Source organism: Anabaena sp. CCY 9910, from assembly GCF_963920875.1.
GTDB classification, from domain to species: domain Bacteria; phylum Cyanobacteriota; class Cyanobacteriia; order Cyanobacteriales; family Nostocaceae; genus Trichormus; species Trichormus variabilis.
The window spans coordinates 37,773-55,540 of sequence record NZ_CAWUDJ010000044.1 but is presented as its reverse complement, the minus strand read 5'-3'; the positions used below and the strand labels follow the sequence as shown (position 1 = coordinate 55,540).

The window sequence follows — 17,768 nt, the reverse complement described above, 5'->3', positions numbered from 1 at the left end:
ACAGTCCGGTGAAGCGTCAAGAATCACCGCACCTTTAGGTCGGTGAGTATGTCAACAATCCACAAGAACAACTATGAACACGGATTGCCAAGGTTTTCTCAACACTAGAACCACAACTCGAACAATTGATACTTGTTCCTCTGGGGTCAACTCCTCGCGTATGCTTGCCGCGTCTTACCGCTACTGCTTGCATGATTTGGAGGAATGCGCCCCAAGCAACATCTAGTATCGACTTAGCTAGTCGTGTCCTAGCTAGTCCCTTAATGTTCAAGTTTTCAAAAACGATTAAGTCATAGGAATTAACTAACCAATGAGCAACTTGATAATGAAACTCTTTTCTTTGTCTTGCAACTTGCAGGTGAGTAAGCGCAACCTTCTTAGCTTGCTTCTGGTAATTTTTAGACCCCTTGGTTTTACGTGCAAGCTTACGCTGCTGATGGGCTAATTTAGATTGTGCCTTGCGGTAATACTGCGGAACTTCAATACTTTGTCCATCAGCAGTAGTTAAAAATTTCTCTAACCCTACATCTATTCCTGTGGCAGACTTAATTTCATCAATAGATAAAGAATCAGGAACGGTTTTATCTTCTAAAGAAAAACTACAATACCATCCATCTGCTTTGCTTAAAATCGTCGCCTGTTTAATCTCAAAGCCATCTGGAATTGGGCGATGCAAGATAACTTCAATCTCACCAATCTTGGATAATTGGAGAATATTACCTGTGAGATGTGCGCCTGCTTTTGGTGAGTTAACACGCGGGAAAGTAAACGAAGATATATCACCACACTTTTTAAATCGTGGTTTGCCTCCCCTTTTGCCTTTCTTGTCAGGTGTTAGCCATTTTTTCCACGCCTTGTCCAATCGCATTAAATTTTGTTGTTGGCAGTCAGCGTAGATGTTTTTGTAGTCGGGGAATAACTCTTTAGTTTGTTTGAGATTTGACGCTTGTGTATAGTAATCAGGTTTGTCCGGTATCTTCCCAATTGGCTCCCAAACCAGGCTACATCGGTCAATTTGTGACCTTGTACGTCTTAACCAATCCAGTCTTTCTCCTAGTGCGTAGTTCCAATGACGACGCAGCAACTCGCCCCAAGTTTCAAGAATAACAACTTGTTCGGCAGTAGGGTTGAGTTTGAACTGATAAGTTAGTAGCATATAACTATTGTACAGCATTATTCCGTACTTTTATATGACTACTCGCATAGATATCAGACTTCCAGAGCAAGAGTTAGAAATATTAAAAACATACTGCCAAGAACAAAATAGAACTCAAACAGAGGTAATCCGTGAATTTATTCGTAGTCTTAAAAAAAAATCAAAAACCAATGATTTGGCAATTACTAGGGTATCGAACCCTAGTAATTGCCCTCCTATCCCCCATCACCGCCAATCGGAGTACCGATGTGGCGGGAGTACCCCGGAGATTTAGATGGGCGAGAAAATTAACCTCGCTAGTAAGCTTTCCCCAAACCCAAAACTCACACCAACCACTGCACCCAATGGGGAGCAGATGCCCCCAACTGCTCAAACATCTGTGGGTGTGTTTCCTCAATTGCCAACATTACACCCCATTGCTCGTTACTTGTCAGGCTGGAGAGTGACTCTTTGACTGCATTAACCTCATTTTCTATCTGTTACATGAGTAATGGGCATAAGATTTGACCTGTTTGCACAAAAAAATACTGGCAATCCACATAAGAGATTTATCAAAGAATTAACAAAAGAGCCAATGATTTCAAAACTCTAAGCTCTTTGTATAAAGAATCCCAAAGTAGTAATGTACAAAGCTTTTGGTTAAGCTAAGGTAAAAATAAAATAGCAGAATCAACAATTCAAACCTCCAATTGATGGGCGTAATTATAGGTAATTGACGAAGGTGACTATGACCAAACAATACATGGATTATTTAGAGTCAGTTGTTGACCAATTAACATTGGCAGCAGTTTTAGAGATGTTAGAACGAATTTGTCATAAAAAAGCCGAAAATTTGAGAACTCACTGGCAAGATGAAAATTCTGCCAAGCTTTGGGACAAAGCAGCCAGACAGATAGAACAGATAAATATTGATGTTTAATCGAGAAATATTGGGCGTTGTTGCGTGAATAGGCAAAATGGTAAATTTTACCTATCGCCGATGTTAGCTCGCCGCAAGCGCCCGGCATATGAAGACGAAAGCCCAGTACAAAGTTAAAAATGGGAACGCTTATGATGCTGCCCTCAAGCAACTAGGCAGTATAACTTTCGCTTGTGAATGAAGAGACCATCGAGCAGTGGCGCAATCAGCAAAAAACCGGGAAAAAGCGAGCATCGAATTATTACAGCGAAGTGGCAATCGCCACTTCGGGGAACGATTCAATCGTTATGACCAAGCAATATCCCCTAAAATCCGATTGACTTAAGATACTGATTTCGCATCTTGTTCAAGTAACATAAGTAGCTTACGCAGCATGGGGATGGATAGTTGCAATTCATCAGCTGTGAATTGAGATAACATCTGTTTCTCTTTCTTAAACAAAATAGGCATCACAGTATCCGCAAGCTTTATTCCTTTGGGGGTCAGTTGCACCATAACGCTACGACGATCCTCTGCATCACGAACACGCGTGACTATGCCATCTTGTTCTAGGCGGTCAATCCGGTTTGTCATTGCGCCTGAAGACAGCATAAGCAAACTATAGAGTTCAGTAGGTTTCAATTGAAAAGGTTGTCCCTGTCGTCGCAGTGTGGCTAACACATCAAATGACCACACGTTCAAGCCATACTCAACCAGTATACTTTCTCGGTGCTTTTCCAAAAGACGGGCAATTCGCAGTACCCGCCCAATTATGCTTACTGCTGAGGTATCCAACTGCGGCAACTCCTGTTGCCATTCCTCAAGAATGATGTCAATTCGATCTTTGTTCATATTGCCATTTTATCTTGACATCGAGATTCTTGACTTTTATCTTTATCTTAAGTATCTTGATATCAAGATATATTTACAAGCATCCTCTATTCTCCTCATAAAACAACAGCCATGACACCCATACGTCTAGTTCTCCGGGGGTCTGTCCCTAATGGTCAAAGCTACTTGTATGTTCTACTAGCATTGCTGAACGGTGCTATCTTGCCGATTCAAAGCAATCTCAATGCTCAATTAGCGAGATCGCTCAATTCTGTACCCCTAGCCGCAGATATTTCTTACCTTGTCGGCTCAATTGCATTGATTAGTTTGTTATGCACAGGTTGGTTTGGTCATCCAGATTGGTCTGCTTTAGCCAAAGCTCCTCGATGGAGTCTAATGGGTGGTTTATTTGGAGTTTGGTATATTACCTCCAGTGCTTATTTCACCTCTATTTTGGGGACTACCTTAACTCAGGGGTTAATTATTTGTGGACAAGCGATCGCTGGCTTAGTGACTGACCATTTTGGCTGGTTGGGAGTTAACCGCCGTCGCCTGACAGCTAATCGTCGCCTAGTGATGGGACTGTTAATTGTGGCAATTTTTTTACTTTCGCTACCAACCTAATACTTTTGAGTATCATCTTATGGAAATCTTCTTAGCATTGCTTGGTGCTGGCTCGGCTGGTGGCTTCTCAACAATTAGCTCAGCTGTCAATGCTCAATTAAAAACAATACTCCGCTCCCCAATAGCAGCAGCAACAACTAATTTCGTAGTTGGGTTTAGTATCCTTACATTGCTCCTAGCACTAGGTATTTTCCCACTCTACAAGCTTGACTTACTTTTTATTACTCCTTGGTGGGCATTTTTAGGCGGCTTGCTAGGTGCAATCTTCGTAACCTTAAGTACATTAATAGTTCCTAAATTGGGTTTAACTACAACTACTTTAGTTGTCGTCTTTAGCCAGATGTTTATGTCACTGGTAATTGATCAGTTGGGATGGTTCGGTGCTATTAAATATCCGATTACCACACCCAAGATATTAGGAATCGTCACATTAGTAGTAGCGATCGCAATTAATCAATTGGACAAAAACTATTCAGGTCAAAACTTCAAGTAGTACCTTAAATAAGGTTGAACAACTGGTATTTTTTTCAATCGTTTACTCACAATGATATTTCACAACCACACAGGAACATAGTTTCTCCCTCTATTCCCTTACATCTAAAATTGCAATAAAAAATATGGAATGGCTTAATAAACCTTCTAATTGGTCGCATTCGGATCAGCGAATCATAGTTACAACAGCCCCAAAAACCGATTTTTGGCGTAGGACTCACTATGGTTTTATTCGTGATAGCGGACATTTCTATTTTGACCGAGTGAGTACAGATTTCGTTGTCGATGTCAAGATAAAAGGAAACTATAAAGACTTATACGACCAAGCAGGAATTATGATTCGTGCTGACGAGCAACATTGGATCAAAACTGGGATTGAGTATGTAGATGGAGTACAAAATCTGAGTGCTGTTGTCACTCACAACTATTCAGATTGGTCATTCACACCTCTGTTAAATCCTCCTAACATTTTTCAGCTACGGGTTGAGCGATGCCAAGAGGCAATTCATATTGCTTATTTAGATGAATATTCTCGCTATGTTCCATTTAGAATGGCTTATTTTCCAGTCGTGCTAGACATTCAAGTCGGAATCATGTGTGCATCACCACAAGGAAATGGATATGAGGTAATTTTTGAGGATTATCAATTAACAAAAAAAGGTGAAAAATTATCATGAATATTCAAGATTTAGCTGATTCTATCATCAAAAAGCAATCAGAATTGTCAGTAGATAGAGGTTTTTTAGTTGCTGTCAGTGGTATTGATGGTTCTGGCAAAGGTTATATTACTGAAAAATTAATAATTGCTCTCAATGAGCAAAGTGTTTATGCTGTTTCCATTAATTTAGATGCTTGGCATAAGCTCCCGACTGAGCGATTTAATTCTGAGAATCCAGTAACGCATTTTTACCATCATGCTTTTAACTTTGATGCTCTATTCCAGCAATTGATCCTGCCGTTAAAAAATCAGCGTATGATTAATTTAACGACGGTTTTAACAGGAATTACAGGTATACCGCAAACCTATTATTATCAATTTTTTAACGTGGATGTAATTGTTCTTGAAGGAATATTTTTGCTAAAGAGATCGCTCCACCATTTCTATGATTTTAAGATTTGGATTGATTGTTCATTTGAAACTGCTTTGGAAAGAGCAATCCAGCGAAACCAAGAAGGCATTTCATTAGAACAGATAATTGAGGATTACCAAAAGATTTATTTTCCTGCCCAAAAGACTCATTTGGCAATTGACAACCCCAAATCAAGTACAGACGCGATTTATATTAATGATTTCAAGTTTGTTGAATTTGTGTTTTAACAGAGGAACTGAATTTGGGAATGTTGGTTCTAAACCTCTATTCCTGCATAAGTTTTTCCAAGAACTGTTTACCGCAGTCTTTGCAAAGATAGCGTTGTTTCCCATAACGATGCCCATTTTTAGATAAACGAGATGAATGACAGAAAGGACATATCATTACTTTCATTACTTGTTGCGGGGCTTCCTGTGCATAAGGTGTCAAATATGCTACTAATAAATCTTTAATTTCTGCATAATGAGCTTGTCTTTGATGCTTATCTTTGCGTAAAGCATTTAGTAGTAAAGCGTTGTAACATATATGAACCGTTTCTGCTAACAGTTCGCTTTTTTCCACAGCTAAGTCTGGATTCCACCTGCGGAATAAGCCAGCAAATTCTTGTATCAACGACGCATTAAAGGTTTCGTTAAATAGTTTAAACAACTCTGGTGCAACGAAATACTGGATGTACACAACACGCGGCATGGGATCTGCAAAATATTCAGCATAGGTATTCACCACGCGCTCAATAAACTCTGATAATGACTTTTGCTCGTCTGCTGACTGCATCAGCTTGGCATGAATAGCTGTCACCTGTTCCATGTGACGAGCTTCCAGAGCATGAAAAATTGCCAGTTTATCAGGGAAAAACTGATATAGAGAACCAATCGCCGTTTCAGCTTTTGCAGCTATCACATGGGTAGTTGCAGCTTCATATCCTACTTCAACAAAAACTTCTGCTGCTGCTCGAAGAATTTTCTCTACTCGTTGTTGACTACGTTTTTGTTGGGGTTGACGGCGCATTTGGGTAGGTTCTGGTTTGATCACGTTCCGAGTTGACAAAAATGAATAATATGTCGTATTTTTAGTTTTAAAGATGAAACTTTTGTCACAATTTTACTCTAACGATGGCGATCGCTGAGCCGATACCTTGACTGATCATTAAGTTATTGCCTTCATCACACATACCTTAAAACCAATACTTTGGGAGACTTTTATGGAACCGATTCTGCTGGGCGCACCTTGGTTAATTGCTCATCGTTCCATGTTGGGCATTAACCAACCTTATAAAATCACGCTCAATGACCATGACTATGTACTGTGGCAAAATCAACAAGGAGAAGTGTTTGCCCTTGATAACATTTGTCCTCATATGCAAGCACCGTTATCAGATGGCTGGATTTGTCAACAGACAGATGTGATTGCCTGTCCTTTCCATGCACTAGAGTTTGATGGGCAGGGAAGACTGCACAATTGCGGTAAGGTGGGTAGTCAACCTCTGCTCACTCCTCTCGAAATCGTGATTAAAGACGATTGTATTTGGACATACGGCGGCTATACTCCCAAAATTCCGATTCCGGATCTTATCCCCAAAGTCAGCGCAGGTATGAGCTTTTTAGGCGTTGCAGGAGAAAAAAGTATTCACGGTACTTTTTTGGATAGTATATCAATCAATTATGACTACAACCATCAAAGTGGCACACACCGGGAATTATTTGGCATTAAAGCCAATCGCATTCCCGTATTTGAGCATGACGGATATTGGGCAAAAGTTGTGCAAGAACTAGATCGTGACGACAGTACTTGGAATGATATCCTCGGCAATCCTGTTATCCTCACTGCACCTAAGACTTACACCGGAACATTAGAATATGCTTTTCCCTCACTAACAACTTTTCGAGCAGATTTTCCCATTGGAGAAGTTTTGCAAGTTCATGTGTTGTATCCAGAAACTGCAACCCAAACTAAAACCTTCGTTTTAGTCTACAGTAAACCTAAACACCCCATTTTGAAACTACTACTGGGGCGCTTTGTGTTAAGTGCAGTGGCAACAGTAGTAGAGCAAGATACACGCTCCATTGAAACTTCTTATCCTCGCCAGCCAGCCAAGATTCGCCTTCCTAATGAAGAAATTATGTTTCTTGCCCAAAAGCTATATCGTGAATGGTAATTCGCGCAATTGACTAGATTGGAATGCTCACGCCTTCAGGCTGAGGAGGATGTCAAAGCTAATTTCTGGGGATGTCTCCTATATATCATTCGATCAAATCCAAATCTGTCACAGCACCGATACTGCTAGAAGATACCAATTTGGCATATTTTGCCAACACGCCTTTAGTGTAACGTGGTACAGGAGGTTGCCAATTAGCACGACGACGAGCTAATTCATGATCAGATATGTTCAACTGCAAGAGACGTGCAGGTGCATCAATGGTAATACTATCGCCTTCTTCTACAAGAGCGATTGCACCACCCACTGCTGCTTCTGGAGCAACATGACCAACTACCATACCGTAAGTACCGCCAGAAAAGCGCCCATCGGTAATTAATCCCACCGCATCACCCAAGCCAGCACCAATAATTGCCGAAGTGGGAGCCAACATTTCTCGCATTCCAGGGCCACCCTTGGGCCCTTCGTAGCGGATAACCAAAATATCACCAGCTTGAATTTTACCCGCCAAAATTGCATCTAAAGAAGCTTCTTCTGATTCAAATACCCTTGCAGTTCCGGTAATTACTGGTTTTTTCACGCCAGTAATTTTAGCGACAGCACCTTCTGTTGCCAGATTACCTCTGAGGATGGCTAAGTGTCCTTGGGGATACATCGGGTTATTCCAAGTCCGAATTACATCTTGATTAACAGATGGTTCTTCGGGTATGTCTGCTAATATCTCTGCAATTGTTTGACCAGTGATGGTCAGGCAATCACCATGTAACAAGTTATGCACGAGTAGCATCTTCATGACTTGGGGAATGCCACCAGCTTTGTGCAAATCGGTAGCGACATACTTACCACTAGGTTTTAAATCACACAAAACGGGAACACGGGCGCGGATAGTTTCAAAGTCATCCAGAGTTAACTCTACATTAGCAGCGTGGGCGATCGCTAAAAAATGCAACACTGCATTGGTCGAACCACCCACCGCCATAATCACAGAGATGGCATTCTCTATAGATTTGCAGGTGATAATTTGGCTGGGTAAGATTTGTTTACGAATGGCTTCGACTAATACAAATGCTGATTTTTCCGTGCTATCGGCTTTTTCGGCATCTTCGGCTGCCATTGTCGAAGAATAGGGTAAACTCATCCCCAGTGCTTCAAATGCTGAAGACATAGTGTTAGCCGTGAACATTCCCCCGCAGGAACCCGCACCAGAACAAGCATGACTTTCGACTTCTAATAATTCCTTGTCGTCAATTTTTCCAGCACTGTATTGACCAACAGCTTCAAAAGAACTGACAACAGTTAAATCGCGTCCGTTATAGTGACCAGGTTTAATTGTGCCACCGTAAACGAATATTGCAGGGATATTCATCCGCGCGATCGCTAGCATTGCTCCTGGCATATTTTTATCACAACCGCCAATGGCTAGTACACCATCCATACTTTGTCCAGTACAGGCGGTTTCAATGGAATCAGCAATGACTTCCCGCGACACTAGGGAATATTTCATCCCTTCAGTTCCCATCGAAATCCCATCGCTGATGGTAATTGTGCCAAACATTTGCGGCATCGCTCCGGCGGTTTTAATCCCAGCCTCTGCTCTGAGCGCTAGTTGATTTATTCCCATATTGCAGGGCGTGATAGTGCTGTAACCATTAGCAATACCCACAATGGCTTTATTGAAATCTTCATCTTTAAAACCAACTGCACGCAGCATAGCTCGATTAGGTGATCGCTGCACCCCTTGCGTCACAATTTGGCTTCTCAAATTCTCCGACATAGTTACATCATCCTCTGACTTGCCTGTATGAGTATGATAGGTAGCAATTTTTGATATGTCCAATATATATTTATGAATATTTGAGACTTATAAAATATCAAAACTATGGAACTACGACACCTGCGTTACTTCATTGCTGTAGCCGAGGAACTACACTTTAGTAAAGCCGCAGAGCGACTTCACATCGCTCAACCACCCTTAAGCCAGCAAATTCAGCAGCTAGAAACAGAACTAGGAGTAGAACTTTTTCAACGCAAAACTAAACGACAGGTACAGCTAACGGAAGCGGGACAAGTATTTTTGCAAGAAGCTTATCAATTGTTCGCTCAACTGTCCAAGGCAATTGATCTGACTCAACGGACAGGTAGGGGTGAGAAGGGACAACTACGAGTAGGTTTCACCAGCTTGGTAACTTACGATTTGCTGCCTGTGATTTTGCGGCAATTTCGAGAGCAGTTTCTAGAGGTGGAGTTAGTGTTGCAGGAATTAACGACAACTCAGCAAGAACAAGCGCTATTTGATCGCCGCATCCATGTAGGTTTTGCCCATCCACCTTTAGAAGACAACACTTTCAATCAAGAATGTATTCATCAAGAAGGACTAATTGTAGCAATGCTCGTAACTCATTTCTTAGCTAGACAAGAAAATATTTCAGTGCGCGAGCTAAAAGACGAAAATTTTATTATGTTCCCCCGCTATTTGGGCCCTGGACTTTACGATCAAATCCTGAGTCTTTGTCAGCAAGGAAATTTCAGCCCAAAAGTGACGATAGAAGCAATCCAAATGCAGACAATTATTGGGCTAGTGTCAGGGGGAATGGGGATTGCGATCGTACCATCTTCTTTGCAAAATCTTCAAAGGGCTGGTGTAGTTTATCGCACTTTAGATGAAAAAACACCATTAGTAGAAACGGCTGTAGTGTGGCGACAAGAGGATATGACACCTGTTTTACGAGAGTTTCTACAAATTGTCAGAAGTGTCTGTGGTGAATTAATTAGTTAAAAAGGCGATCGCCTCTATATTTTGTAGTATATTACATATAGTAATTAGCCGCTAATGACAGCTAAAACGGGTAAATATTCCCAAGTTTTTGTATGTTCAAAGCCATCTCAAATAGAAAAGCGATACTAGCTCTGTTACTGTTAGTACCAGTTCCAAGTCTTGGGGTAGCGGCTGGATTATATCTTCCCGGAATTTTAGTTTTTTATCGTATTCAAAATACTACGATTGAAATTCTTCGGGTATTTCATGGAGCAAGGGATTTAGCAAATATACTTAGTGAATTGGATGAAGAGCTTTAAGCTAACCCAAAACTCACCCCATCCACTCGACCCAACCGGGAGCCTGTGCCACCAACTGCTCAAGCATCTGCGGCTCTTGCTCATCAATCGCCATCATCACGCCCCAACGCTCGTCACTTCTGAGGGTACTGAACGACTTTTTGCCTGATTTCACTCCAGATCCCACCCGTTCAATCACCAATGAAGCATAAAATATTATTAATCAGTTCAAGCATCCTCTAAGTAAACTAAATTGAATGACTCGGTTTGTACATGACGAATTTGCTAAAGATTATCTGGAAGAACTGTTAAAATCATACGGGGAAGTAAAATCATCGGAAAAAATATCAGGAGAGATCAAAGAAATTGATGTGCTATTTACTCCTTTAGCACAGCAAAACTCTAATTTAGAAGTGCTAGGGCTACTGGGAAAATTTGCCGAATTTCCGGCAATATTAGAACCATTTCGCAATGCAGCTTCTAGTGATGAAATTTGCGATTGTATTCAAAAATTATTAGAAGTAAAAGCTGCATTGCGGAGAGATGCTAAAGCGAATAAAACCAAACTCCAGGAATCAAATATTCCTAAACTATGGGTTTTGACTCCAACTGCATCCCCAACAATACTATCGAGCTTTAACGTTAATCAGAAAGAGGGTTGGTTGCCAGGAGTATACTTTTTAGGTGATGCTTTACGGACAGCAATTGTAGCCATACATCAACTACCGCAAACACCAGAAACGTTGTGGTTGAGAATTCTCGGCAGGGGAAGTGTGCAGTCACAGGCGATTGTGGAGTTATCAAACTTACCATTGAATCACCCATATAAGGAAGCGACGCTAGAATTAGTTTACAACCTGCGTGAAAATTTAAGGATCAATCAAAATTTAGAATCGGATGATAGGGAGTTAATTATGCGATTAGAACCACTTTATCAGCAAGACCGTGAAAGAGCTAAAGAAGAAGGACAACAGGATTTAATTATACGTCAACTAAATCGTCGTTTTGGGGAAATTGATGCGTCGTTGATTCAACGAATTCGAGGACTATCTATTGAGCAGTTGTCTTTTTTAGGAGAGGCGTTATTAGATTTTTCCGTTGTCGCAGATTTAGAAGCTTGGCTAAATCAGCAAGCCGGATAACAAAGTGAAATAAATTACAGCCAGCCAATCGCACCCCACAGACCTACAACCCGTCCCCAAAGTTCAATCACACTTGCCACTGCCGCAAATACCCATTCCAAAACGGTTCACCTAAATTTGGGAAAAGGCTCACCCAGTGCGATCTAGCCCCAAACCCAAGCGGTGACGCTTATGCGTATAACCAGAAGTAACTTGGTTATACATTTGTAAGACTGATGCAGAAATACGTCCTAAGAGTTTTGTGATCGCCCATAGCGCTCTTGTAAAATCATTTTCAATTGTTGAGAATTCGCAAGAGAAAAAAGTTTATGGCAGAGATGTCCGGTCAAGACCCTTCGGAAATCACAATGGCAACGGTTGATGAAGAACGAAAAGGCGCAACTTTTAGCGGTACGGTCATCCTTGGTATAGATCCTGATGCTGGGGAAGTTGTTTTCTTTAGAGACTTTTTAATTGAAGATTATAAAGGCGAACTTACCGCAAATCTTGCAACAGATGGTGATATAAGAAAAAGCATTGATTTAGGCGAACTCGATCATAAAAGCCCCAGTTTTAGGCTGCCAATTCCTCTGGGAACGGATACATTACCCTACAATACAGTCGTTTTGAGCGACAAAAAAAGCAAGAAAAAAATCCTGACGATCAATCTTTGACATCCTCCCGCCGCTAGAATCTAAAAAGATTTAGCGGCGGGTCATTGACGGGTGTGATAGCATACCTTCAACAATTTTAGATAGTATACCCAATCCATGAATCAAGTTAGACTCCCCAAAGTTAGCGTTGCCATGATTGGTTTGGTAGTTGCAAGCGTATTTCATGCTACTCCCGTGCTGGGAGCGATTCTAACTAGACAAGAATTTTCAGGTAATTTTACCTTAGTTGATGCTACTAGCCCATTCCTTACGAACTCTTTGCCAAAAGAGAGTAAATATTCGGGATTCGTGGTTTACTCAAAGGACGGGACTTTGAGCGATTGGGAGCTTAACGTTAACAATCTAGACCTGAATTTGAAGAGAGGATCTACTAATGGCGGTAATTTAACCCCAGATGTTGATTTTGAGCTTGATTCGAGGTCGAATTGGAATTTAGTGGTTGATTTTGGCATTGCTTTTGATGCTCCTAGATATACCTTAGAAAGAACTTCAAGCTCTGAAATTAGCTTGACGGGTGAAGTGGGACGGGCAGGAACATACATCTATCAAGATTCTGCTGCCAATATTACCCTGAGTTCTTCATCTACATCAGTACCAGAACCCAGTTCCCTACTAGGTCTATTATTTGGAGTTGGTGCAATCGCTGTCTCTAAAAAAGCTAGTCAGACGAAATCGGAAGCATGAATTACCTCTATCCGCTCTATCTTAATGGAGCAAGAGGACTCCCGTTACAGCGAAGCTTAACGGGATGATGAATTGCGACCAGTATAGAATTGAGCGCAGCGAATCATTATTTTGGTTGTTCTTGGTTCTCAAGGTAATTCTTTAATTGCTCAACTGTGACACCACCACAACTAGCCCGGAGGCGGAGCGTCTCCGGCTCCGCACAAAATACGCACCAGTCCAAAAGTAAGGCTTGTTGTAGAAGTATTTTTTAGCCAACGAGGGGAACTCTTTACGTATTAACCTGCTACTCACTGTTTTGATATTTCCAATCAATGTTGATAGCGGTTTATCTGGTTTGTAGTCAATTAATATGTGAACATGATCTGGTTCACCGTTAAACTCTAACAGTTCACAATCCCATTTTTTAAGGGTATCTGTGATTATTTCTTTCAACCTGTTTAGGATTTCTGCATTAATAGCTTTTCTGCGGTACTTCACAACTAAAACGATATGAGCGTTAAGTCTGTAAACAGACCTAAAACCATGATGGTACATATATTGACAAGAGTTAGCGGTAAGCAGTATATTACCACCGGCAGTTGTTCATGGGGGAAACCCCCAAGACCACACTGCCTCATAAGTTTCTCAAAAATATATTGATGTTAGACGTACTGAAGGTCAGAATTTATCCAAACAAAGAGCAAGAAATATCCTTAGCTAAAAGCTTTGGTTGTTCTCGCTTTGTTTGGAATTTCTACCTCAATAAAACCAATACTCAATATGAAGAAACTGGTAAAGGTATGACTTACTGCCAGATGGCTAAAGACCTTACCCAGTTGAAGAAACTGTCTGATTATGAATGGTTGCAAGAACCAACTGCTGCCGTTCTACAACAGTCACTCAAGAATTTGGAATCTGCGTTTAAAAACTTTTTCTCTAAACGTGCTGGATTTCCAAAATTCAAAAGCAAGCATTCTAAACAGTCCATCCGATTCCCTGAGAGTTGTTCGATTAAAGATAGTGGTTTAAAACTACCTAAGCTTGGGATTGTTAAAGTCAGTCTTTCAAAAAAAATTAATAGCAAAATCAAATCTGTAACTGTTTCCAAGACAAGTACAGGTAAATATTTTGCTGCACTCTTATTTGAAGCCAAAGATTTAACAAACAACAAGCAAGGCAAAATATCAGGAATTGATTTAGGACTAACCAGTTTAATAACTGTGTTTGATGGTGAAACTTGTTACAAGGTTGACCCAATCAAACCCACCAGAAAATATGCAAAACGACTGCGAATTAGACAAAAAGCTTTATCTCGTAAGGTCAAGGGGTCTAACAACAGACGAAAAGCAATTAAAGTAGTTGCGAAAGTTCACGAAAAAATATCAAACACTAGACAAGATTTTCTCCATAAACTCTCACGAAAGTTAGTTGATGATAACCAAATCATAGTAGCTGAGAACCTTTGCGTTAAAGGTCTAGCACGTACCAAATTAGCTAAGTCAATACATGATGCTGGTTTTGGTATGCTGCTTAATTTCATCAGCTACAAACTGGAAAGAGAAGGAGGTAAATTTGTTCAAGTTGACAGATTCTTTCCCAGTTCAAAACTTTGTTCATGCTGCGGTCATAAGAATAATTTGCTGAATTTAAGTATCCGTGAGTGGATTTGTCCAAGTTGCCAAACAACCCACGACAGAGATGAAAATGCTTCACGGAACTTGAGGACAGAAGGGATAAGAATACTAGAAACAAATACTGCGGGACACGCAGAAATTCAAGCTTGCGGAGAAACAGTAAGACTCGTTGGTACTTGTGCCAAAAAGCGTGTTTCTGAGAAGCAAGAATCTCCCGCTACACTGCTTTGCGGTTAGCGGCGAGAGTGTCAATTAACAAGTTTCATTCGCTTTTTGTTAGAGAAAGCGCCAGCCTGCCGTAGTGCAGCAGTTGGGTTCGGGTGAGCAAAGAACTCCTCAACTGCCGCCTTCAGCCCTTCAAAAACAACTGGATCATGGCAAGCGTAGATATATACGGATTGCTGAACTCCGTTGACCAAACGATATTCCTGGCGGTCGCCGAGTTGTGGGTAAAATGTGCGAATCCATGTACCTAAATGCCCCCGATAATGGGAGCCAGACAGAGGTACTTTCTTGCCAAGCTCGATTTCGGCAAAGTTTACAACGCCGAGCCATTTTTCTGGAGTACCACAGAGTGCTTGTCTGTTATGTTCAGCTAAGAGGTTAGCGGCGAAGTCTTTGAAATGCTGCTCGATGTATGGGTTGAGTTTTCCCCCAGTGAGGTCAGCCAAAGTCTTCATGGCCTCAACCAGAGTATGCAATCGTTGCTCTACAGGAGGGAGAGCAGGGACAGGCGGTTGCTCTGGCTGTTGAGTGGGTGTTTTTGTCCAGCCAGTGATATCCTGCATCCAGGCGCGAACACCGATGGTTTTGAATGCTCGGCAAATTAACTTTGCTTGAACAGTGCAGTAACGCCCGGCTTCATAACCGTAATAATCGAGGACAATAGCGATCGCTATATCTGGAATACCATTAGTACGCCAAGAATTTAGGTTCGCCGCATCGAATCCTTGCTCCATAAGCATTAGAGCTAATTTAGATGGTTCTAGGTTCGCGCTTTCTAATGCTTTACCGATAGCCTTGTCACTAACTCCAGCTAATCGTGCAGTAGCTTTCATACTGGCTTTACCCCGACCATCTGCGTCAACTTCAATCTCTTGTTTTATCTGTTCAATGATTTGTACAATTTCAATTTGTGACATAAATTTAGTTGTGTGATTGTGCTAACGATTGAAAAGTTGTTGAGGCTGGTGGAGAAATTCAGACCTTCACCCGTACCAAGTCTTCTTCTCGTACCAATGAAAAGCGATTAGTTGTAATGAGTGGTTGTTCAAAAGTAGGTGATGCCAACTCCACCAGATAAAACCAGGACTTTTCAATTAACTCAATCCCCAGAATTAACCGTTGTTTTGTGCCGCGATCGCTAAATTGCAACAGTACACGCTCTCCCAACATGAAAGAAGGTTTTTTCAAAATCCTGGGTTGTATATTACCAGTGGCAATAATTTGATGTTTAGTTGCATAGTTGAAATCATTTTTGATCTCGATAATGTAGTTCCAGCAATCGCCATACCACTGCACTCCACAGCAGTAGCCGAATGTTCTGTTGGTCTTTAGATAGACCTTTTCAAATAAGTTGACTTCTACAGGTGGTATTTGATGACCCCACGGTGGGGATAAAAACCAGCATCTTTCTAAATCTGTGATTTGTTCTGTCATACTTTTTTACTCAACAAATAATTAATGGTTTGGGAATCAAGAGATGCAATCCGTTTTCTGATTTGATGTGGTGGATTTTCTAAAAACTGTTTGAGATGAGAAATGCTAATCTCGTAATACTTTGGACAACGCTTGTTTGCCTTAAGCCAGCCTCGGTTAATCCATAACCGGACAGTAGACAAATTCAGCGAAAGAATACTGGCGATTTGGTGACAGTTGCAGTTTTCTGAATTAGTAAAATTCTTAGTCATAAACTTGCTTCAGATTCTTTTGATTCAGTTGTTAAAATTCGTGCGTTGATGGATACAAAATCGACTTGAGCAATATTGAAGTCAGTCTGCATTTGACCAGTGTTGTATCTAGCGACTATTTCCTGCTTTATTACTTCTTGGGTTAACCCATCAGGGATATCAATGTGAGCTTCACTCGTAATTTCCTCGACTACAGTAACGATGAATCTCATGGGAAATATTGATTATTGAAGTGGATAAAAATTAAAAAGTATGGAAAAGAGTTAAGAGGGGAATATTCTTAACTCTCCCCTCTTACTATTTCAGGCAGATCCAGTATTAGCCGCTTGTATCTGCTGCATCCATTGATTAATTGCTGTTAATTCATCATCCCCATTAGCAACCAAATCAACCACTTGCTGTTGATATGAAGTTTCAGCTTGATTAGGATGTTCAATATAGTTAGCAGCCCAAGCAAGGCACATATTTTTGACGAGAGCATCCACCTTACTAACAGGTAATTGACTTGGGGTAGTTGCATCTTGAAATTGCAAATACTCCTTCACCAAATCAAGCGGGTAATTAAGTAAAGTGCGAATATACTTCACCCGCAAATCTTGAGGATGCGGCGGCTGTTCTGGTGCTAATCCAACAGATGAAGACATACCCCCTAGCCGTGATTGAATCTCAGCAATGAGTGATGCCCAATCAGCATTAGGGTTCCATTCACGACGTATTCTAACTTTGGTAGCCGCATCATATAATCGGCAAAATACAACGTTCTCATCTCCGGCTGTAGCAGCAATAATTAGAGGTTTCGAGAAGTCATAAACTTGAGATGCTGAGAGTAAAAATGTTTTGGCAAAGTTGGTTTCAATGCCAGTGCGGATGATGTAAACTTCGTCTGCGGCAATAACAATATCTAACTTCATATTGCCCTTGCCCTTAAATTCTTTTGCAGTGATTCTCAGTTCTGATAAGTAACCTGTTAAACCCTTTTGATGCACAGGTGTTGTTTTATCTCTATCAATGTCGTGGAAATACCACAGATAAGATTCACCGTTTAATTCCCCATTTTTTACGTATAAGTAAATTGGTTCGGGAGGGTTACAAAACCCTAACTTAATTTCGTTATTCATTCTTAACCTCAAAGCTTTTTGCAGCGTGCAATAATAAAAATCTTGCGGAAGATGCTACTTATATAGATTGGCAATCGCGTGGAAAATAGCACTCATTCAGGCGATGTCTGCGACAAGCCGCTTTGCGTCTACGCTTTTTCCTAATTCGTTTCCTTTGATGCAGCAGATAACTGTTGCTGGTTCTCTAGCTCATCTTTGATACAAGACAGTGCAGTTTGAGCATCACCAATTGTTAAATCAGGGTAGTATTCCAGTTTGAGAAAATCAGGATGTTTCTCAATTTGGGATAGCAGATATTGAGTAACACCGATTAAATCAAGTAACTTAACTTTCATGAAAACTTC

General features: G+C 40.9%; 25 protein-coding genes and 1 pseudogene. 15 read left to right on the top strand and 11 right to left on the bottom strand.

The window, feature by feature from the left end:
- Positions 1-34 precede the first annotated feature (34 nt).
- On the bottom strand, positions 35-1,156 hold the full coding sequence (locus ACM5QX_RS24235; RefSeq protein ID WP_414755879.1) for an RNA-guided endonuclease InsQ/TnpB family protein: 1,122 nt from the start codon (positions 1,154-1,156) through the stop codon (positions 35-37).
- A 34-nt stretch (positions 1,157-1,190) separates the two neighbouring features.
- Between ACM5QX_RS24235 and ACM5QX_RS24230 the strand changes: the two genes are divergently transcribed.
- The 4 genes from ACM5QX_RS24230 to ACM5QX_RS24215 all read left to right on the top strand — a co-directional run bounded on the left by ACM5QX_RS24230 (position 1,191) and on the right by ACM5QX_RS24215 (position 2,400).
- Entirely contained in the window at positions 1,191-1,430 is a 240-nt protein-coding gene (locus tag ACM5QX_RS24230; RefSeq protein WP_414755878.1) for a ribbon-helix-helix protein, CopG family, read from the top strand.
- Positions 1,431-1,610, top strand: a complete 180-nt coding sequence (locus ACM5QX_RS24225; protein ID WP_414755877.1) for a hypothetical protein — start codon at positions 1,431-1,433, stop codon at positions 1,608-1,610. It begins immediately after the preceding gene.
- Between the two features lie 273 nt (positions 1,611-1,883).
- Positions 1,884-2,075, top strand: coding sequence for a hypothetical protein (locus ACM5QX_RS24220; RefSeq protein ID WP_011316356.1), 192 nt, complete (start codon positions 1,884-1,886; stop codon positions 2,073-2,075).
- A 196-nt stretch (positions 2,076-2,271) separates the two neighbouring features.
- The gene (locus ACM5QX_RS24215; RefSeq protein ID WP_414755876.1) at positions 2,272-2,400 is read left to right on the top strand and encodes a hypothetical protein; all 129 of its coding nucleotides are present in this window, start codon (positions 2,272-2,274) and stop codon (positions 2,398-2,400) included.
- Here the strand turns inward: ACM5QX_RS24215 and ACM5QX_RS24210 are convergent.
- Positions 2,397-2,906 (bottom strand): MarR family winged helix-turn-helix transcriptional regulator, encoded by a 510-nt coding sequence (locus ACM5QX_RS24210; protein WP_414755875.1) that lies wholly within the window; start codon positions 2,904-2,906, stop codon positions 2,397-2,399. The two genes, ACM5QX_RS24215 and ACM5QX_RS24210, sit on opposite strands and share 4 nt — an antisense overlap.
- A 111-nt stretch (positions 2,907-3,017) precedes the next feature.
- Between ACM5QX_RS24210 and ACM5QX_RS24205 the strand changes: the two genes are divergently transcribed.
- The 4 genes from ACM5QX_RS24205 to ACM5QX_RS24190 all read left to right on the top strand — a co-directional run bounded on the left by ACM5QX_RS24205 (position 3,018) and on the right by ACM5QX_RS24190 (position 5,319).
- Positions 3,018-3,509 carry a DMT family transporter gene (locus ACM5QX_RS24205; protein WP_414755874.1) on the top strand — a complete coding sequence of 164 codons (492 nt, stop codon included), beginning with the start codon at positions 3,018-3,020 and terminating at the stop codon, positions 3,507-3,509.
- A 19-nt stretch (positions 3,510-3,528) separates the two neighbouring features.
- On the top strand, positions 3,529-4,002 hold the full coding sequence (locus tag ACM5QX_RS24200; protein ID WP_414755873.1) for a DMT family transporter: 474 nt from the start codon (positions 3,529-3,531) through the stop codon (positions 4,000-4,002).
- A 124-nt stretch (positions 4,003-4,126) separates the two neighbouring features.
- A complete protein-coding gene (locus ACM5QX_RS24195; protein WP_414755872.1) occupies positions 4,127-4,678 on the top strand; it encodes a DUF1349 domain-containing protein in 552 nt (183 codons plus the stop codon).
- On the top strand, positions 4,675-5,319 hold the full coding sequence (locus tag ACM5QX_RS24190) for a uridine kinase family protein (RefSeq protein WP_414755871.1): 645 nt from the start codon (positions 4,675-4,677) through the stop codon (positions 5,317-5,319). The genes ACM5QX_RS24195 and ACM5QX_RS24190 overlap by 4 nt, the downstream gene beginning before the upstream one ends.
- Before the next feature lie 37 nt (positions 5,320-5,356).
- Here ACM5QX_RS24190 and ACM5QX_RS24185 read toward each other — a convergent pair whose 3' ends face one another.
- On the bottom strand, positions 5,357-6,124 hold the full coding sequence (locus ACM5QX_RS24185) for a TetR/AcrR family transcriptional regulator (protein WP_414755870.1): 768 nt from the start codon (positions 6,122-6,124) through the stop codon (positions 5,357-5,359).
- Between the two features lie 169 nt (positions 6,125-6,293).
- Between ACM5QX_RS24185 and ACM5QX_RS24180 the strand changes: the two genes are divergently transcribed.
- On the top strand, positions 6,294-7,247 hold the full coding sequence (locus tag ACM5QX_RS24180; RefSeq protein ID WP_414755869.1) for a Rieske 2Fe-2S domain-containing protein: 954 nt from the start codon (positions 6,294-6,296) through the stop codon (positions 7,245-7,247).
- A gap of 85 nt (positions 7,248-7,332) precedes the next feature.
- On the opposite strand, the gene ilvD is transcribed toward ACM5QX_RS24180, so the two are convergent.
- The gene (gene ilvD, locus ACM5QX_RS24175) at positions 7,333-9,021 is read right to left on the bottom strand and encodes a dihydroxy-acid dehydratase (protein ID WP_414755868.1); all 1,689 of its coding nucleotides are present in this window, start codon (positions 9,019-9,021) and stop codon (positions 7,333-7,335) included.
- Between the two features lie 105 nt (positions 9,022-9,126).
- On the opposite strand from ilvD, the gene ACM5QX_RS24170 reads away from it, so the two are divergent.
- The 5 genes from ACM5QX_RS24170 (at position 9,127) to ACM5QX_RS24150 (ending at position 12,780) form a co-directional block, all read left to right on the top strand.
- Entirely contained in the window at positions 9,127-10,023 is an 897-nt protein-coding gene (locus ACM5QX_RS24170; RefSeq protein WP_414755867.1) for a LysR family transcriptional regulator, read from the top strand.
- Positions 10,024-10,115: 92 nt separating this feature from the next.
- Positions 10,116-10,322 carry a type II toxin-antitoxin system RelE/ParE family toxin gene (locus ACM5QX_RS24165; RefSeq protein WP_414755866.1) on the top strand — a complete coding sequence of 69 codons (207 nt, stop codon included), beginning with the start codon at positions 10,116-10,118 and terminating at the stop codon, positions 10,320-10,322.
- A gap of 236 nt (positions 10,323-10,558) precedes the next feature.
- On the top strand, positions 10,559-11,443 hold the full coding sequence (locus ACM5QX_RS24160) for a DUF4351 domain-containing protein (protein ID WP_414755865.1): 885 nt from the start codon (positions 10,559-10,561) through the stop codon (positions 11,441-11,443).
- Positions 11,444-11,751: 308 nt separating this feature from the next.
- Complete coding sequence (locus ACM5QX_RS24155; RefSeq protein WP_414755864.1) at positions 11,752-12,096, top strand: hypothetical protein; 345 nt, start codon at positions 11,752-11,754, stop codon at positions 12,094-12,096.
- A 96-nt stretch (positions 12,097-12,192) separates the two neighbouring features.
- Entirely contained in the window at positions 12,193-12,780 is a 588-nt protein-coding gene (locus tag ACM5QX_RS24150) for a PEP-CTERM sorting domain-containing protein (RefSeq protein WP_414755863.1), read from the top strand.
- 106 nt (positions 12,781-12,886) lie between these two features.
- Here ACM5QX_RS24150 and tnpA read toward each other — a convergent pair.
- Positions 12,887-13,317: pseudogene (gene tnpA, locus ACM5QX_RS24145) on the bottom strand (IS200/IS605 family transposase).
- Positions 13,318-13,367: 50 nt separating this feature from the next.
- On the opposite strand from tnpA, the gene ACM5QX_RS24140 reads away from it, so the two are divergent.
- Positions 13,368-14,633 (top strand): RNA-guided endonuclease InsQ/TnpB family protein, encoded by a 1,266-nt coding sequence (locus ACM5QX_RS24140; RefSeq protein ID WP_414755862.1) that lies wholly within the window; start codon positions 13,368-13,370, stop codon positions 14,631-14,633.
- 11 nt (positions 14,634-14,644) lie between these two features.
- Here ACM5QX_RS24140 and ACM5QX_RS24135 read toward each other — a convergent pair whose 3' ends face one another.
- From ACM5QX_RS24135 to ACM5QX_RS24110, 6 genes are all read right to left on the bottom strand, one after another.
- Complete coding sequence (locus tag ACM5QX_RS24135) at positions 14,645-15,538, bottom strand: hypothetical protein (protein ID WP_414755861.1); 894 nt, start codon at positions 15,536-15,538, stop codon at positions 14,645-14,647.
- Between the two features lie 58 nt (positions 15,539-15,596).
- Entirely contained in the window at positions 15,597-16,055 is a 459-nt protein-coding gene (locus ACM5QX_RS24130) for a DUF1392 domain-containing protein (protein ID WP_414755860.1), read from the bottom strand.
- On the bottom strand, positions 16,052-16,306 hold the full coding sequence (locus ACM5QX_RS24125; RefSeq protein WP_414755859.1) for a hypothetical protein: 255 nt from the start codon (positions 16,304-16,306) through the stop codon (positions 16,052-16,054). The genes ACM5QX_RS24130 and ACM5QX_RS24125 overlap by 4 nt, the downstream gene beginning before the upstream one ends.
- A complete protein-coding gene (locus ACM5QX_RS24120) occupies positions 16,303-16,518 on the bottom strand; it encodes a hypothetical protein (protein ID WP_414755858.1) in 216 nt (71 codons plus the stop codon). The genes ACM5QX_RS24125 and ACM5QX_RS24120 overlap by 4 nt, the downstream gene beginning before the upstream one ends.
- A gap of 90 nt (positions 16,519-16,608) precedes the next feature.
- A complete protein-coding gene (locus ACM5QX_RS24115; RefSeq protein ID WP_414755857.1) occupies positions 16,609-17,424 on the bottom strand; it encodes a hypothetical protein in 816 nt (271 codons plus the stop codon).
- Positions 17,425-17,564: 140 nt separating this feature from the next.
- Positions 17,565-17,759 carry a hypothetical protein gene (locus tag ACM5QX_RS24110; protein WP_414755856.1) on the bottom strand — a complete coding sequence of 65 codons (195 nt, stop codon included), beginning with the start codon at positions 17,757-17,759 and terminating at the stop codon, positions 17,565-17,567.
- Positions 17,760-17,768 lie beyond the last annotated feature (9 nt).

Excerpts from the sequence above, each read along its gene's own strand:
- ACM5QX_RS24140 (WP_414755862.1), top strand. The coding sequence starts at position 13,368 with ATGGGGGAAACCCCCAAGACCACACTGCCTCATAAGTTTCTCAAAAAT.
- ACM5QX_RS24120 (WP_414755858.1), bottom strand. The coding sequence starts at position 16,518 with ATGAGATTCATCGTTACTGTAGTCGAGGAAATTACGAGTGAAGCTCAC.
- ACM5QX_RS24170 (WP_414755867.1), top strand. The coding sequence starts at position 9,127 with ATGGAACTACGACACCTGCGTTACTTCATTGCTGTAGCCGAGGAACTA.
- ACM5QX_RS24200 (WP_414755873.1), top strand. The coding sequence starts at position 3,529 with ATGGAAATCTTCTTAGCATTGCTTGGTGCTGGCTCGGCTGGTGGCTTC.
- ACM5QX_RS24195 (WP_414755872.1), top strand. The coding sequence starts at position 4,127 with ATGGAATGGCTTAATAAACCTTCTAATTGGTCGCATTCGGATCAGCGA.
- ilvD (WP_414755868.1), bottom strand. The coding sequence starts at position 9,021 with ATGTCGGAGAATTTGAGAAGCCAAATTGTGACGCAAGGGGTGCAGCGA.
- ACM5QX_RS24235 (WP_414755879.1), bottom strand. The coding sequence starts at position 1,156 with ATGCTACTAACTTATCAGTTCAAACTCAACCCTACTGCCGAACAAGTT.
- ACM5QX_RS24160 (WP_414755865.1), top strand. The coding sequence starts at position 10,559 with ATGACTCGGTTTGTACATGACGAATTTGCTAAAGATTATCTGGAAGAA.
- ACM5QX_RS24150 (WP_414755863.1), top strand. The coding sequence starts at position 12,193 with ATGAATCAAGTTAGACTCCCCAAAGTTAGCGTTGCCATGATTGGTTTG.
- ACM5QX_RS24125 (WP_414755859.1), bottom strand. The coding sequence starts at position 16,306 with ATGACTAAGAATTTTACTAATTCAGAAAACTGCAACTGTCACCAAATC.
- ACM5QX_RS24225 (WP_414755877.1), top strand. The coding sequence starts at position 1,431 with ATGGGCGAGAAAATTAACCTCGCTAGTAAGCTTTCCCCAAACCCAAAA.
- ACM5QX_RS24110 (WP_414755856.1), bottom strand. The coding sequence starts at position 17,759 with ATGAAAGTTAAGTTACTTGATTTAATCGGTGTTACTCAATATCTGCTA.
- ACM5QX_RS24210 (WP_414755875.1), bottom strand. The coding sequence starts at position 2,906 with ATGAACAAAGATCGAATTGACATCATTCTTGAGGAATGGCAACAGGAG.
- ACM5QX_RS24155 (WP_414755864.1), top strand. The coding sequence starts at position 11,752 with ATGGCAGAGATGTCCGGTCAAGACCCTTCGGAAATCACAATGGCAACG.
- ACM5QX_RS24230 (WP_414755878.1), top strand. The coding sequence starts at position 1,191 with ATGACTACTCGCATAGATATCAGACTTCCAGAGCAAGAGTTAGAAATA.
- ACM5QX_RS24180 (WP_414755869.1), top strand. The coding sequence starts at position 6,294 with ATGGAACCGATTCTGCTGGGCGCACCTTGGTTAATTGCTCATCGTTCC.
- ACM5QX_RS24220 (WP_011316356.1), top strand. The coding sequence starts at position 1,884 with ATGACCAAACAATACATGGATTATTTAGAGTCAGTTGTTGACCAATTA.
- ACM5QX_RS24205 (WP_414755874.1), top strand. The coding sequence starts at position 3,018 with ATGACACCCATACGTCTAGTTCTCCGGGGGTCTGTCCCTAATGGTCAA.
- ACM5QX_RS24190 (WP_414755871.1), top strand. The coding sequence starts at position 4,675 with ATGAATATTCAAGATTTAGCTGATTCTATCATCAAAAAGCAATCAGAA.
- ACM5QX_RS24135 (WP_414755861.1), bottom strand. The coding sequence starts at position 15,538 with ATGTCACAAATTGAAATTGTACAAATCATTGAACAGATAAAACAAGAG.
- ACM5QX_RS24165 (WP_414755866.1), top strand. The coding sequence starts at position 10,116 with ATGTTCAAAGCCATCTCAAATAGAAAAGCGATACTAGCTCTGTTACTG.
- ACM5QX_RS24130 (WP_414755860.1), bottom strand. The coding sequence starts at position 16,055 with ATGACAGAACAAATCACAGATTTAGAAAGATGCTGGTTTTTATCCCCA.
- ACM5QX_RS24115 (WP_414755857.1), bottom strand. The coding sequence starts at position 17,424 with ATGAATAACGAAATTAAGTTAGGGTTTTGTAACCCTCCCGAACCAATT.